Origin of the sequence: Candidatus Enterococcus murrayae (genome assembly GCF_017315985.1) — a bacterium.
Lineage (GTDB): Bacteria > Bacillota > Bacilli > Lactobacillales > Enterococcaceae > Enterococcus_A > Enterococcus_A murrayae.
Genome location: NZ_JAFLVR010000011.1, coordinates 54,287 through 69,932, shown reverse-complemented (window position 1 = coordinate 69,932; position 15,646 = coordinate 54,287). Strand labels below are relative to the sequence as shown.

At 40.0% G+C, this 15,646-nt stretch carries 13 protein-coding genes and 1 riboswitch; of the genes, 4 read left to right on the top strand and 9 right to left on the bottom strand.

Annotated features, from left to right (window positions below; translation table 11 throughout):
- Positions 1-237: 237 nt before the first annotated feature.
- A complete protein-coding gene (gene pnp / locus JZO85_RS05170) occupies positions 238-2,361 on the bottom strand; it encodes a polyribonucleotide nucleotidyltransferase (RefSeq protein ID WP_207107455.1) in 2,124 nt (707 codons plus the stop codon).
- Positions 2,362-2,710: 349 nt separating this feature from the next.
- A complete protein-coding gene (gene rpsO / locus JZO85_RS05165; RefSeq protein WP_088934178.1) occupies positions 2,711-2,980 on the bottom strand; it encodes a 30S ribosomal protein S15 in 270 nt (89 codons plus the stop codon).
- Between the two features lie 267 nt (positions 2,981-3,247).
- Here rpsO and def point away from each other — a divergent pair, with 267 nt between their 5' ends.
- Positions 3,248-3,811: a peptide deformylase gene (gene def, locus JZO85_RS05160; RefSeq protein ID WP_207107454.1), complete on the top strand. Its 564-nt coding sequence runs from the start codon at positions 3,248-3,250 to the stop codon at positions 3,809-3,811.
- 154 nt (positions 3,812-3,965) lie between these two features.
- Here def and JZO85_RS05155 read toward each other — a convergent pair whose 3' ends face one another.
- The 3 genes from JZO85_RS05155 to JZO85_RS05145 are packed head-to-tail and all read right to left on the bottom strand — an operon-like array spanning position 3,966 to position 6,074.
- Entirely contained in the window at positions 3,966-4,481 is a 516-nt protein-coding gene (locus JZO85_RS05155; protein WP_207107453.1) for a transcription repressor NadR, read from the bottom strand.
- Positions 4,482-4,483: 2 nt separating this feature from the next.
- Positions 4,484-5,317: a chorismate mutase gene (locus tag JZO85_RS05150; protein ID WP_347401783.1), complete on the bottom strand. Its 834-nt coding sequence runs from the start codon at positions 5,315-5,317 to the stop codon at positions 4,484-4,486.
- 58 nt (positions 5,318-5,375) lie between these two features.
- Positions 5,376-6,074: an NAD-dependent protein deacylase gene (locus JZO85_RS05145; protein ID WP_207107452.1), complete on the bottom strand. Its 699-nt coding sequence runs from the start codon at positions 6,072-6,074 to the stop codon at positions 5,376-5,378.
- 404 nt (positions 6,075-6,478) lie between these two features.
- Positions 6,479-6,652, top strand: a riboswitch (Lysine riboswitch).
- Positions 6,653-6,777: 125 nt separating this feature from the next.
- On the opposite strand from JZO85_RS05145, the gene JZO85_RS05140 reads away from it, so the two are divergent.
- Positions 6,778-8,376 (top strand): ABC transporter permease subunit, encoded by a 1,599-nt coding sequence (locus tag JZO85_RS05140; protein ID WP_207107451.1) that lies wholly within the window; start codon positions 6,778-6,780, stop codon positions 8,374-8,376.
- Positions 8,377-8,441: 65 nt separating this feature from the next.
- Positions 8,442-9,185, top strand: a complete 744-nt coding sequence (locus JZO85_RS05135; protein ID WP_207107450.1) for an amino acid ABC transporter ATP-binding protein — start codon at positions 8,442-8,444, stop codon at positions 9,183-9,185.
- Positions 9,186-9,216: 31 nt separating this feature from the next.
- On the opposite strand, the gene JZO85_RS05130 is transcribed toward JZO85_RS05135, so the two are convergent.
- The gene (locus JZO85_RS05130; protein WP_207107449.1) at positions 9,217-9,822 is read right to left on the bottom strand and encodes a TMEM175 family protein; all 606 of its coding nucleotides are present in this window, start codon (positions 9,820-9,822) and stop codon (positions 9,217-9,219) included.
- A 170-nt stretch (positions 9,823-9,992) separates the two neighbouring features.
- Between JZO85_RS05130 and JZO85_RS05125 the strand changes: the two genes are divergently transcribed.
- Entirely contained in the window at positions 9,993-11,495 is a 1,503-nt protein-coding gene (locus JZO85_RS05125; protein ID WP_207107448.1) for a helix-turn-helix domain-containing protein, read from the top strand.
- Between the two features lie 893 nt (positions 11,496-12,388).
- Here JZO85_RS05125 and JZO85_RS05120 read toward each other — a convergent pair.
- From JZO85_RS05120 to JZO85_RS05115, 3 genes are read right to left on the bottom strand one after another with little or no spacing between them, the layout of a single operon-like run.
- Positions 12,389-13,108 carry an ABC transporter ATP-binding protein gene (locus JZO85_RS05120; protein WP_207107447.1) on the bottom strand — a complete coding sequence of 240 codons (720 nt, stop codon included), beginning with the start codon at positions 13,106-13,108 and terminating at the stop codon, positions 12,389-12,391.
- Positions 13,109-13,112: 4 nt separating this feature from the next.
- Complete coding sequence (locus tag JZO85_RS23090) at positions 13,113-13,355, bottom strand: hypothetical protein (RefSeq protein WP_242550219.1); 243 nt, start codon at positions 13,353-13,355, stop codon at positions 13,113-13,115.
- Between the two features lie 3 nt (positions 13,356-13,358).
- Positions 13,359-15,539 carry a hypothetical protein gene (locus JZO85_RS05115; protein ID WP_242550218.1) on the bottom strand — a complete coding sequence of 727 codons (2,181 nt, stop codon included), beginning with the start codon at positions 15,537-15,539 and terminating at the stop codon, positions 13,359-13,361.
- Positions 15,540-15,646: the final 107 nt, after the last annotated feature.

The window sequence follows — 15,646 nt, the reverse complement described above, 5'->3', positions numbered from 1 at the left end:
AGTGTAAACAAAGTCACTTTCCTAACAACGCTAAAACATATAGAAACTCGCAAAAAAGACCTAAACAACAGCTCTCACTATTGTTTAGGTCTTGCAAATTATCTCTTAGACCAGTGCTATGCACTAGTTGTTGATCTAAAAGCATAGAGCCAGGCTCTATGTCGCTACTCCCCTAAAACTTAACCGTATTATCCAGTTTCCAGAGAGGATTGTCAAAGAATAACCTCAAATTAGAAACTATTTTTCTTCTTTTTTACTTTCTTCTTCCTTCAACAAGGCTTTGCGAGAAGCATTTACACGACCTTGACGATCGATCTCTGTAACTTTAACGAGTACTTCATCGCCTAATTTTACGACATCCTCCACTTTATTCACACGTTCATTCGCAAGCTGAGAAATGTGAACCAAAGCGTCTTTGCCTTTGATTAAGTTTACGAAAGCGCCGAATTTCTCAATACGAACGACTTTACCTAAATAAACTTCACCGACTTTAACTTCTTTCGTTAATTCTTCAATGATCTTGATTGCTTTCTTGATCATGTCTGCATCTGAAGAAGCAATGCTGACGTTCCCTTCTTGATCAATATCGATCTTCACGCCGGTTTCATCAATGATCCCGTTAATAGTGTCGCCGCCTTTACCGATAACTGTTTTGATCTTATCTGGATCGATTTGGATCATTTCAATCTTCGGTGCATATGGGCTTAATTCTTCACGCGGTGTAGCCAACGTATCTGTCAATACTTCAAGAATTTCCAAACGGGCTTGTTTTGCTTGTGTTAATGCTTCAGTCAAGATTTGTTCTGTGATTCCTTGGATTTTGATATCCATTTGTAGAGCTGTGATACCATCTTTTGTACCAGCAACTTTAAAGTCCATATCGCCAAGGTGATCTTCTAGACCTTGAATATCGGTTAAGATCGTATAGTTTTCCCCATCAGAGACAAGTCCCATTGCGATCCCAGCAACTGGTGCTTTGATTGGCACACCAGCATCCATCAATGCCAAGGTTCCGGCACAGATACTTGCTTGAGAAGAAGAACCGTTTGATTCCAATACTTCCGCTACTAAACGGATTGTGTAAGGGAAATCTTCTTCACTTGGAATAATTTGCGCTAAGGCACGTTCACCCAACGCTCCATGTCCGATTTCACGACGACCAGGAGAACCTGCACGTCCCGTTGAACCAACAGAGAATTGTGGGAAGTTATAATGATGGATGAATCGTTTGCTCTCAACTGTTCCAAGACCATCAATGATTTGGTGTTCACCTAATGGTGCCAAGGTACAAGCAGATAACGCTTGGGTTTGTCCACGAGTGAACAGACCTGATCCGTGAACACGAGGCAATAACCCAGTTTCAGCGGCTAATGGACGGATTTCATCCAATTTACGGCCATCCGGACGAATCTTATCGATCGTGATCAATTCGCGAACCACATCTTTCTCAAGATCTTCGGCGATTTGTTTCACTTCTTTAGTTAATTGCGCTTCTTCTTCATGATCCGCAAATTTCTCTGCGTACACTTCTTTGACGGTTTCTTTAACTTTTTCGATCTCGTCTTCACGAGCCAATTTATCCATGGTCATTACGGCTGTTTTCATTGTTTGATAATAGCCATCAAAGATTTCTTTCTTCAACTCAGGATCAACTTGTAATAATTTGATTTCCATTTTTTCTTTGCCGACAGCGGCAACGATTTCTTCTTGGAAAGCAACTAATTCTTTGATTGCGTCAAAACCAAATAATAATGCTCCTAGCATATCTTCTTCAGAAACTTCTTTAGCACCAGATTCTACCATGTTGATGGCTTGTTTTGTTCCAGCCACTGTTAAGTCGATATCTGACTCCGCATGTTGTTCTTCCGTTGGATTCAGTACATATTCGCCATTCACTCGACCAACATCAACACCAGCGATCGGGCCTTCGAATGGAATATCTGAAATGGCTAACGCCAATGAAGAACCAAACATCGCAGCCATTGCTGGTGTGCAATCTTGTTCAACACTCATTACGAAGTTCGTTACTTGGACTTCGTTACGGAACCCATCCGCGAACATTGGACGAATCGGACGGTCGATTAAACGGGCAGTTAAAGTCGCTTCCGTACTTGGACGTCCTTCACGTTTGATGAAGCCGCCAGGAATTTTCCCAACCGCATACATTTTTTCTTCATAATTAATCGTTAATGGGAAAAAGTCGAAATCCTTCGCTTCTTTTGAAGCAACTGCTGCACTTAATACAACGGTATCACCGTAACGAACTAATACTGCACCATTGGCTTGTTTAGCAAGCTGACCAATTTCAACTTGCAGAGGGCGCCCGCCCCAAGTGGTTTTAAAAACTTGTTTTTCTGACATAATTTCTCCTTTTTCCTTTGACCAGTGCGACGCTACTAAACAAATGGAAACAGCGAAATCCTTCGCTTCTTGCATTTGGTTAGTAGAGTGACAACACGCCAATCAAAGGGATTTTATTTTTTCTGAGTTGAGCTCAGATAATTACTATTTGAAACCTCAGCAGCCAGCTCGTTAATAATGAATGAATGTTACTGGCGTAAAATTCTTTTGTTCTCGTACGCATAACATTGCGCTAAACTGCTTGATCTATAGTTGGTAATAATTTCTTTTTCACCAACTAAAACTGGAAAAAACGCAACTGTCAAAAAAAGTGAGATTCCTAGGAACCTCACTTCAATAGTAGTACGAATTAACGACGTAGTCCTAGACGTTGGATTAATTCACGGTAACGTTGTACTTCGTTCTTACGTAAGTAAGCTAGCAAGTTACGACGATGACCAACTTTTTTCATTAGACCGCGATATGAATGGTGGTCTTTTTTGTGGACACGTGCATGCTCATTTAGTTGATTGATTTCTTCCGTCAATACAGCGATTTGTACTTCTGGAGAACCAGTATCTCCTTCATGGCGAGCAAATTCATTGATGATTTCGTTTTTACGTTCTTTTGATAATGCCATGGTTTTCACCTCTTCCTTTTTTCTTCCTATGACTGAGTAGAGCGTTGGTGAATCGCCCAACCAAGTGATAGGTGGTGCGCTTTGCACACTCTAACACTTTACTTGATTTACTCCAAAAAATCAAGCTGTACAGCAATTTAAACTACTCTTTTAGAATCATTACAATTTTTTTAAAGAACAGCTTTATTAAAAACAGTTTTTTTACCTTACTTACTTTTTGTGTTAAACTAACGTGATGAAATTAAAGTCTTGAGAGGAGATTTTTTAATGATCACAATGGATGATATTATTCGGGAAGGCCATCCGACTTTGCGAGCTGTCGCCAAAGAAGTCCCGATTCCTCCAACTGCTGAAGATGTGGAGCTTGGCAAAGAAATGTTGCAGTTTCTTAAAAATAGTCAAGACCCTGTGAAGGCAGAAGAATTAAATCTACGAGGCGGAGTTGGTTTAGCGGCTCCCCAATTAGATATCTCAAAACGGATTATCGCGGTTCACGTTCCTAGCGTTGACCCAGAAAAACCGGAGAACGGCATCAGTACCGTCATGTATAATCCGAAAATTTTGAGCCACTCAGTTCAAGAAGCTTGTTTAGGTGAAGGCGAAGGCTGTCTGTCAGTCGATCGCGAAGTACCAGGCTACGTGGTTCGTGCTGCGCGCATCACTGTTTCTTATTTTGACTCGGAAGGCGAAAAACATAAGATTCGGTTGAAAAATTATAACGCAATCGTCGTACAACATGAGATTGATCATATCAACGGCATTATGTTCTATGATCATATTGATGAAAAGAACCCCTTGCATTTGAAAGATGGCGTGTTAGTCATTGAGTAGATTAAAGTGATTGATCTAAAAAATACTTAATAAAAGCCGAACGACCATGTACTATCGGAATCGATAGAAATAGGATTGTTCGGCTTTTATTTTTTTATGCTGCTTTTAATAAGAAGTTAGTTCTTTCGTGTGTTTTTCTTTTTTAGTTTAGCGTTTATTCTTCATATAATATACCTTTTTCTGAAAGAGCGTGTTTGATTTCTAATAAATCATCCAATGTCTCATATGCGATCGTGTGAAGATGAATGCCGCCTGTCAACTCAGATAAGAGCGTCACCCGCGATCCATTGGCTTCTTTAATAAATCGATCAACATCTTGTTCAGTCGCCAAATGCAGTCCGCCGACTAATTCCCCATATAAGGGATGCTCCACTATTACATCAACGACCTCACCGCCATGTTCAATAATCGTACGAAGTTCTTCTTCCGTTTGTTCAGGTGCATGCTGTACGGCAATTTTACTAAATAATTTCTCTGACTCACGCTCCAGTAAATATCCGCGCGCAGTTGCGATGATATCCTCACCTGCTGCTCGTAATAAAGCGACATCACCAACCACAATCTGACGACTCACGCCAAATTCTTTAGCAAAGCTTGTCGCGCTGATGGGTTTTTCCGCCTGCTGCAGTGCTGCGAGAATCTCAGCTTTGCGTCTTTCACCATCGATCATAATTATTTCAACCGCCCTTCTTGATAGTTCCGTGACTGTTTCATAATATCTTTGAATGTCTCTACAATTGTTTCGCGATAATTTTCGTCTTTCACTAAATTCGCGACATTCTCCAAAACATGCTCTTCACGGCTAGTATCCAAAACAGCTTTCTTCGTTTGTGCTTTGTAGGCAGTCACTTCATTCACTGCTGCCATGCGTTTTTCTAATAGTGCAACGATTTCTTGGTCGATTGTATCAATTTTTTCCCGTGCTTGAGTGAGCTTATCCTTTTCATTCTCGTCCTCAATCGTCTTAATGATCCGTGCGGGATTTCCGCCGACCACGACATTAGCCGGAAACGATTTTGTCACTACCGATCCAGCCGCCACAACAACATTATCACCCAGAGTTACACCAGGAACCACAACCGATGAACCGCCGATCCAAACATTATTGCCAATGGTAATTGGTTTGCCCAATTCTTGTCCACTATTGCGTTTGCCTGGCTCTAATGGATGACTCGCCGTGTATAGTTGAACACTCGGTCCAAATAAGCAATTATCTCCGATAGTAATCGGACAGATATCTAAAAAGACATTGTGAAAATTACAGTAGAAGTTTTCTCCTACAAAAATGTTATAGCCATAATCAAAAGAAATTGTCGGCTCCACGTATACACGGTTTTTAGTTCCGCCAAATGCTTCCTTTACAATTACTTCTCTTTTTTTCTTATCCGATTCTTGATTGATTGCTCGTAATTTTACACGCGCATCTTTGCGATCTGCTACCAATTCAGGATCTCCTGTAAAATATAATTTGCCAGCAATCATTTTTTCTTTTTCAGTCAACTCCACACCTTTTCCCCCTAGTTTAAAATAAATAGATTCTTTTGATTTTCATCAGCTGCCATCTTTACACCTTTTCAAAAACTACCGTTCCATCCGCCTGTACAAAATCATACGTACTGGTTAATTGGATCGGTGTTTGGTTGATTACTAATACTTTCGCATCTTCGTGTTTTTCATAAATTAAATCACAAAATGGATGAACTTGGAAGCTTGTCCCGACAATAACTACAAGCTCCGCATTTCTTACCGCCGTAATCGCCTGCTGGATGACTGTTTTTTCAAAGCCCTCGCCATACAAAACAATATTTGGACGAATTTGTCCGCCGCAAACTTTGTGGCGATCGCTTTGTAAATAATCTGTCCATGCTACGGATTGCTGACACTTGCGGCAATAGCAATCGTAAAGAGAACCGTGAAAATCCACTAGCTGACGACTTCCTGCTGCTGTGTGCAAACCGTCAATATTTTGCGAAACCACCCAGATATATTTTCTTTTTTCCATCTGCGCCATTGCTTGATGAATACTATTCGGTTGAGCTTCCTCGTGGTATAAATGTTTGACAAACTGATAAAATTTCTCTGGTTCACGAACAAGACACTCGCTGCTCAGTAAGTATTCCGGCGCTTCAATTCCATGATAGATACCTTGTAACGAACGATAGTCTGGTACCCCCGAGGGAGTAGAGACCCCTGCCCCTGTTAAAAAGGTTATTTTTTTACTTTGCTGAATCATTTTTACCGCTTGATCAATCGTGATTTCCATTTTTTGTCACCTCAAGAATCAGTATAGTATAAATGCAAGGGAAAATAAAAAGAGTTCCCCCAGTTAACTATACTGAGGGGACCCTAGCTATATTTACTTCAGTACAATTTACGTTTCAAAAATCAAATCGATTGTAACGAAGAGTTTTTTTCGGATGATGATAATACTTAATCGTATTATTAGCCATTCACTTTTTCAGTTGAAACATTTAGGAAAAACGAAAAGAAGCTCTTTTCCAAAAGAAAAATTATTTACCGAACTTTTTTGTCCATTTAAACAAATAAATCTACGCGAAATAAAAAAACAATCGTCTTTTTTGTTCGTTCCAAATGATTTCCATTGACTTTTTCATTTATAGGCTTTAGACTGTGAAACATAATAACTGAATACGAGATGCCTCAGGACAATGAGGTAGAGGTCGCGAACCTTATTAACCCTATGGAGTGTAGAGACACGTCGAAGTAGGACTAGGAAGTTTCGCCGAAATGTACAGAATTCTCTTTATTTTGTATGTTGGGACGCAAGCGAATAACTTGCGGACTGTCTTAGCAGTGATGCTAAGTTGCGCTATGTTTTTGTGAGAGGGAACATCATCTTCTTATTATCTGCAAGCGGCCTTATATACGAATCGGCGGCTTTTTTTGTTGTAGATTTAAAAAAACATCCCCTACCCAATCTCGTGATTTCAAGAAAGGGAGAAATTATGAATAGAAGAAAATTTTCAGTTATCGCACTCATTGCATTATTTATTTCATTTCTAGGAGCCCCATTAGTCACTCGGGCAGACGAAAAAACACCTGAAGGAGAATTACGTGTTGGTATGGAAGCGGGCTATGCTCCTTTCAACTGGACTCAAAAAGATGACCGAAACGGCGCAGTAAGAATCCAAGGCGACAAGGCTTATGCTGGCGGCTACGACGTCCAGATGGCGAAAAAAATCGCCGATAAAATGAATCGGAAATTGGTTGTTGTTAAAACTGAATGGGATGGTTTACTGCCTGCCCTACAATCTGGCAAGATCGACGCTATTATTGCCGGCATGTCACCGACGGCTGAACGACGTAAAGAGGTCGATTTTTCTGACCCTTATTACGAATCACAATTAGTCATCGTCACCCGTAAAGATACTGATTACGCCAAGGCTACTTCAATCAAAGATTTTGCTGGCGCAAAAATCACTGCCCAGTTAAGTACTTTCCATTATGATGTCATTCCTCAAATCCCTGACGTAAAAAAACAGGAAGCCATGGATAATTTCCCGGCGATGCGTGTCGCTTTGGAATCTGGAACAATCGATGGGTACGTTAGCGAACGACCTGAGGGTGTGACTGCAGAAAGTGTAAACCCTGATTTGAAAATGGTGGAATTCGACAAAGCGGACGGCTTCCAAACTAATCCGGAAGATGTTCAAGTTTCTGTTGGGATGCGCAAAGGAGATCCTGAAATGGCGCAAGTCAATCAGATACTAGCTGGCATTTCACAAGACGATCGGGTTGAAGTCATGGATCAAGCCATCAAAGATCAACCAGCTACAGATGAAACACAAAACTCTTCAGGTAAAAAAGAAAATGTATTTGTTCGTATCTTGAAGCAAAACGGTTCGATGTTTCTGCGTGGTACAGGTATGACATTGCTGCTTGCAATCGTGGGTACCACTGTCGGTACATTGATTGGCTTATTAGTCGGCGTCTTTCGAACGATTCCTGAGTCGGACAATAGCGCAAAACGCGGACTGCAAAAAGTGTTTGGTTGGCTGTTAAATGCTTACATCGAGATTTTCCGTGGAACACCGATGATTGTTCAATCAGCCGTAATCTATTATGGGATCGCCATGGCTTTCGGCATCGATCTGAATCGTACAGCAGCTGCTCTGTTCATCGTATCAATCAATACTGGTGCTTATATGTCAGAAATCGTCCGTGGGGGAATCTTCGCTGTCGACCAAGGGCAATTCGAAGCTGCTCACGCAATTGGGATGACTCATGGGCAAACAATGCGTAAAGTCGTACTACCGCAGGTCTTGCGAAACATTTTGCCGGCGACCGGAAATGAGTTAGTCATCAATATCAAAGATACTTCGGTATTGAGTATCATCTCTGTTTCTGAATTGTTCTTCCAAGGGAAATCAGCTGCCGGAACGAACTATATGTTCTTCCAAACCTACTTCATTATCTGTGTGATCTATTTCGTCTTAACCTTCACAGCAACGCGTATCTTACGAGCTGTTGAAAAGAAAATGGACGGTCCTTCGGCATATGTCCGCTTAGATGATGTAGACGTAGCAGTTGGTGAAGATAAATAGTAAGAAAGGCTGAACGAACTCGTTCTGCTTTGCCAGTCCCACTAATAGAAATAAGGAGGATCATTATGAGCAGTATCATTGAAATCGAACATTTGAAAAAAAGTTTCGGCGATAACCCCGTCTTAAAAGATATCAGCATGAATGTCAACAAAGGAGAAGTCGTGACCATTATTGGTGCCTCTGGCTCTGGTAAATCCACTTTTCTGCGTTGCATCAATTTATTGGAAACTCCAACAGATGGAAAAATCATGTATCTAGGTGAGAATGTTTTAGCGCCGGGCTATAATTTACCAAAATATCGTACCCATTTAGGAATGGTTTTCCAATCCTTCAACCTCTTCAACAACATGAACGTTTTGCAAAACTGTATGAGCGGTCAAGTAACAGTTTTAGGCAGGAAGGAAGAGGAAGCCCGCAAAGTTGCGTTAGAAAATTTGGAAAAAGTTGGCATGGCACGCTTCATTGATGCCAAACCAGCACAGCTTTCTGGAGGACAGAAACAGCGGGTCGCTATCGCTCGTGCCTTATCAATGAATCCAGAGGTCATGCTGTTTGATGAGCCGACATCCGCCCTTGATCCCGAAATGGTCGGCGACGTGCTGCAGATCATGAAAAAATTAGCGGGGAGCGGTCTGACGATGGTGATCGTGACACATGAGATGGCTTTTGCGAAGGAAGTCTCTGATCGTGTCATCTTCATGGATAAAGGAGTCATCGCAGAACAAGGAACACCAGAAGATATCTTTGTACACCCGAAAGAAGCTCGAACAAAAGAATTCTTGCATCGAGTATTACATCCAGAACCTTAAAACTTATACACCCAAAAAGCGGCAGAAGCTCTCAACTTCTGCCGCGATTTTTTTTGCCAAATATTTTTTGATAGTATTGGTCAGCCCTACGATAAGAAACGACCCAGATACCGGAAACTAAAAACCGGCCAAAGATTCCAATGGGCGGAAAAAGAAAAACTCCGCCTAAAACAGCTAGGTTAATAATTATTGATAGCTTGCTGCGTTGGTCACGCCTTAAAACCTTTGCCACATGACTATCAGGCTCATTCGCTTTGATCAGCTGTTTCGATAAAACACCATATGAAAAACTCCACATCATGTAAACTAGCACATAAGAAAATTCCGGCCAAAAATGGTCAGGATTACGACCCACCCAACTCGTCACCGCAGGGCATAATGTTAGCCAAAATAACCAAAAAATATTTGCCCAAATAACACGATAATTGATTTTTTCTGACATCTGCATCATTCGGTGATGATTCACCCAGATTACAGCGACAAAAATGAAGCTCACCACATAGGCAATTAATGTATTCGTGATACTCAGCAATGACGCCAGAGTTGGCTCGTCAGGTATTTGAATATCCAGCACGAGAACGGTCAATACAATAGCAACTACACCATCTGTAAATGCTTCCAAACGAGACTTTGTCATTTTTTCACCTTCTTTCTTAGAATAGCATGAAAATTGTTTTTCCCTATATAATTTTACTCACTTTTTACTGGTTAATAACTGACAGGTTTTTGTAAATAAAGTACAATATAGAAGAAATATGCTTAAAAAAATTCAGATTAATAAATTAATTTAATAAAGGAGGAAAACAGATGTTATATGAGGAACTTATGTTTGATGCGTCGCTCCTCTTGCGTTTTAATATCTTTAAATACTTAAATCAAACAACCAAAAAAATACTAGCAATCAGTCAATTGTCAGAAGATTTAGATTTAAATTATCAGCAAAGTGTCATTGAGTTGAATGAAATAGATCAAGAATTGGCAGAAATTCGGCCAAATCACGAAACAATCATGATGCGTGCCGGAAAGGTAAATCTAGAAAATCTCAACGCTACCGTTGACGAATATCGGTATCACCTATTGCAGCAAGCGGTGCCGTTTCAGTTTATCCTATACTTCCTAAATGAAGAAAATCCAACAATCGAACAATTTTGTGAGAAATATTTTGTGAGCCGCTCCACAGTTTCTCGTAAGATCGATAAGTTGAAAAGACATTTAAAACGCTTCAACATCCGCTTTACTTATACAGAGGCCGGAATGTCTGGAGATGAACGCTTGATTCGTTTAGCATTGTTTGATCTTTTATGGCTTGGAACCCGTGGAATTGAATGCCCATTAAATGTTGATCAGCATCAGTTGAATCAAATCGTTGATACATACAAAGAATATTTCCCGTTGTCGCGAACGTACTTTGGAACCCAAGAAATCAAATTATTTACTTCGATTGATATGATCCGTGTCAATAATAAAAAATTTGTCAAATACGACCCACGCTACAATTTCTTAATGAAGGACAATCCTTACTACGACTTTACTTCATTGCGTGATTTAGTCGATGTTCCTATGACGACCCGTCAGTTAAAAGGCGAATCTAGCTTCATTTATTTGTTAGCTCACTATTCACCTTTCTATACGATTCGTGATGATCAGAGTATGAAACAAACAATTCACGACTTTAATGCCCGGCCAAATCCAGTCAATGATTTTGTTACAGAATTTCGTAATTTCGCGAAAAAGGCGCTGTTTCCTGATCGTCCTGAAATGATGGATGATCCGTTAGTTATTGCGAATTTATTGAATATCACCTTCGGCTATTTTATTTTCCGGCAACCATTCCCAAGTATGATCGAATTGGTGATGAATCCTAATGAAAAACAAACGCGCGGTGAATATATTCTATTTCAAAATATCCAAAATTTTATGCAAATGGCGAAAGATAATCCGCAATACAGCTTTATTGGTTCTGTGCATCCGATGCTTACGCGAGCCTTTAAGCGATTATTATTGCCTTACTTCAACCAATTTCCATATGCGAATAATTTGAAAGTCGGGATCGCCTTGGAACACAATGCCATCTTCGTCCGTGATTTATATCGCTTCTTGGAAGATCTGCGCTTTATCGATGCTGAACCTTATGATGTGTCCTTGAAGGATGATTATGATTTAATCATCAGTTCGTCTTCGCTGCTGAAAAAAGAAAAGCCGCATATTCAATTGTATCAATTGGACTTCCCATACACGAAAAATGAGTTGATTCCGCTATACCTGGAATTACGGAACATTTACGATAAGAAAAATCGCGTGTATGAATAGTAAAATCTCCCAAGGACATGATGCCGTGTTTTTTGGGAGATTTTTTCTTTATTGATTAAGCCTTTTTTGCCGATACCATTCTGCTTGGTATTTTCTGTCAGCAGTTCACATTTAAAATTTACTTGATATTATATAATTATTAGGTCTTTAATTTCACTAATTTGCGGCAATCAAGCGTTTTATTCGACTTTCTCCGAATAAATTCTTTTATTAATATATCGATAGATGAGCTTTATTTCTTATAAAATTAATGGTTTCGCTAGTCTTTCATCACATTTTATTCATAAGTAGTTGCTATTATATAAGCATACCAACAAACAACCCTAACACTTTTTCATTTTTTAACTCCTTTGCTCACCGGCTACCCACCGGTGAGCTCCTTTTTGTTTATAAGGAAATAAATATAATATTTTTGTCAAGTTAATTGCGTTCCACTTTCTTTATAGATTTTTTAATTTCTGAACAACCATCGTTCACACTTTTTTCACAACTAGTTGCTATTATATATGTATACCAACAAACAACCCTAACACTTTTTCATTTTTTAACTCCTTTGCTCATCGGCCACCCACCGGTGAGCTCCTTTTTGTTTATAAAGAAATAAATATACTTAATCTTTTTTTCAACCTACTTTCTTTAATTTTATGCCAAGCTTCATTCACAAATAATTCACAACTCGTTGCTATTATATAAGCATACCAACAAACAACCCTAACACTTTTTCATTTTTTAACTCCTTTGCTCATCGGCCACCCACCGATGAGCTCTTTTTTTTGCTAATGGCACTGTTTTAATTATTAGATTGAACATGCTTGAAGTTTCTATTCACTCCCATATGTTTACAGCAAAGAAGCGTCCGAAAAATCGGACGCTTCTTTTTACATACATGCAAATTACACTTCCAGCATTTTTTCAGCGATCCGAGCCTCTGATCCGACAACATTCAATAGTCGATCATAGATTTGCCCGTCCTTCAAAAAGATGACATCTTTAGCGGCCTGAGCTACTTTGCTGTCATGAGTGATCATTACGATCGTGATTCCTAAGTCCTGATTGATCTGCTGAAATATTTTGATTACCTCTGCTCCAGCGTTGCTATCTAAATTTCCCGTTGGTTCATCTGCCAAAATAATTTGCGGCTCATTCATAAGTGCTCGGCAAATTGCCGCTCGCTGTTTTTCCCCTACGGATAATTCATGCGGCAATTTGTCCAGCAAATGCTCGATTCGCAAAACTTGGAAAAACGGTGTCATCCGTTCTTCTGCTTTTACGGTATCCTGCTTATCCAAAATCGCAGGCAACAGAATATTCTCTCTCACAGTAATACTCTCCATCAAATTAAAATCCTGAAACACGAAGCCAATTTTTCGTCTGCGTATATCAGATATCTCATCGGGAAAAAGTTTATGCGTCACTCGGTTCTCAAATACTACCTCTCCTGTAGTTGGCGGATGCATCAGACCTAAAATTTTTAGCAGCGTGGTCTTTCCACAACCAGAGCGCCCCATGATACAAGTGAAATCTCCATAATTGATAGTCAGATCAATTCCCTTGAGTACTTCTTGCCGCCCATAATTTTTAGTAATAGCCGCGGCTTTAATGATTGGCTCCATTTACTTACCTCCACTTTTCAATTCTGCGATAGATCAAGCTTGCGATAACCAGCCAGCCTAATAAATAAATACTGTAATCCATTAGGAAGAAGCGGCTAAATTCCAGCCATTCCTGCCTCGAGAAGAATCGCAGCATCCCCATAATTCCAATAAAGCCAGCACTCAGCAGAAACCCAGCGACTATCGGCAGCAACGTAAAGAGACCCACCTGCTGTTTTAAAACCCTTCGCTGCTCTTTTTCCGGCATTCCTTATTGATCCAATAGTCTCCTTCGAGCGATCAAACTGGCCTGCTCGCTCTCAAATTTTGCTACCAACAGCCCAACACTCATAAAAATGCATACAATTAACGTAAAAATCAGTAGTAAAATCTGCAAATAATTCTCCGTAACGACATTATCTTCACGTTGTTTTTTTTCGTATATCGGCTCGATTGTTGAATCCCATCGCTTATCGTCTATATAGCTTTTCTTCAAGAAGCTCAACGAATTACTATTTTTTTGGACGCCATTAACCAAGAATAATTGACGAGGACTTTCCTTCTTGGCAAGTTCTCTAAATTCTTCATCTGCTAAAACAAGAATATTTTCCTGCAATCCTCGTTGAAACATACCAGTTAAGACTAAACGTTCTTGACTTTTTATATTGCGCATCGGAAAAATCAAATCAACATTTGCTGTGTTGTAGCTTTCCAGTGGTGTACCGACCCTTAGGCGCGGTCGCGTGCTTTGGGGATCCCAATCGATCGGTTGTCCGCGAATACTGATCGATTGCTGATAAACCACATGCCATTGTCCTTTTTTTAAATGCAGCGGGTGTTTCGCAAGTTTATTTGCTTGTCGCAGCTGCTGGTACGACGTCTCCGAAATACCGATATGCTGTCCTTGTATAAACATGACAGGTCGACTAGTTCCGAACGCTTCCCATTCAGGATCGCCATCGACAGATGTTACTGGATAGAAAGGATATTTTTCCCACGCTGCTTCGTTCTGATTCAAGGTTGCTTCTACCTGCTGAACCTCCGGCTGTTTGACCTTTGCGACTACTTCATAAGGAAACAAATCGGATACCGACGTTTGTTGAAAGGTCACTAAGCGTGGTAAAAAGAAGCCGATTGTTAATACCTGTAATAGCGTCGCTACTATTAAACTATTCATACTTTTATGGAATCGGTAAAATAAATCATTGCGTGAAAGCAATAGACTGATTTTTCCACGCTTGTATTTAACATAGAGTCCGCCTCCGCCTAGAAATAGTCCCCATAAAGCAACGACCAGTGATCCTACCACTAATAATGTCTCCGCTGATTTTCGACGGTGGAACCACCAAAAAGTAATAGCTAGTGCAATCAAGCCCACTAATAGAAACAGTAGTGTCCAGCGTTGGTTCGGCCGATCCGGCTTTGCCTGCTCTCGCGGTTCAAACTGGATCAGGCGTAATATTTTCTCCTGATGAAAGGACATTGCCAGTGTCAACAGACCGACATACAGTAAGAATGCCCAGCCAAAGCCAGATAGTTCTCTGGCAATCAGTAAACTAAGTGTTCCGCCAATCAGGATTCCCGCTAATGCACAAAAACTAAATTCTTCTAAAAGCATTGCCAAAAAGGTCTTTTTTCGAATGCCTAGCTGAATAAATAATTCCATGTGCTTCGCTTTAAAATCAACATACAAGCCATCCATAAAGGCCAAAAACAATAGCAGCAATAGCAATAGAACGCCGCCTGACTCAATAAAAATCCGCAAAAGCCCCGTCCTATCAAGGATGGAATCCTGCGTATGGGTTCCACTAAATTCCTTATAGGTAAAAAAAAGAATTACTAGTGTAAAAAAGACCAGTGCATTGGCAACTATCAGCAGCAAATAATTCTTTTGATGAAAGCGAAAATTCCTACGAATCATCTGGTGAAACGCCGGGGGATATTTTCCCGGAAAGGCTAATCGTCGTTTGCGATCTTCATTATAGGATTTTTCGATTTTTTGCAGCTCTGCATATTTTCGATCCCGCTCAATTTTATCTTCTAAATATCGATTCAAAAGAAATTCCAGTGCACCCAAAATCAAGATTAGAACAAGCCAGATACTGCTAGAATAGAATTGAATGAAAATGAAGTAAAAGAACATCGTGAAATACAACCATGCTACTTTAGCTGATTGTAAAAAAGAGACGCTTCGATGACGAGTGGTCAAAACGGCATCAAGGATATAGAGCAGTGCTAATATCAGAAATATTCCCGTACCCACTAAAACGCCAATCCCAGAAGAAAACTCGTTTTGCCAGAAATGTAAAAAATTCCCGCTGATGAGACTGCGAAGCCAGACCTCAAGTAAGCTGAAGCGCTGATTGACACCGCCGATTATTTTTAAAAATGAAGCAATTATTAAAACTCCATAGCCCGCAGCCATGGTAATTCGATCCATTCTCTTTTGCATGATACCCTCCTCAGACAGACTTTTACACTTATTATCATATCAGAAGGAAGTTCTCATGAAAGCGTTTATTCCAAATTTTTTGATCCATTAAATTATCTTCAAAAATA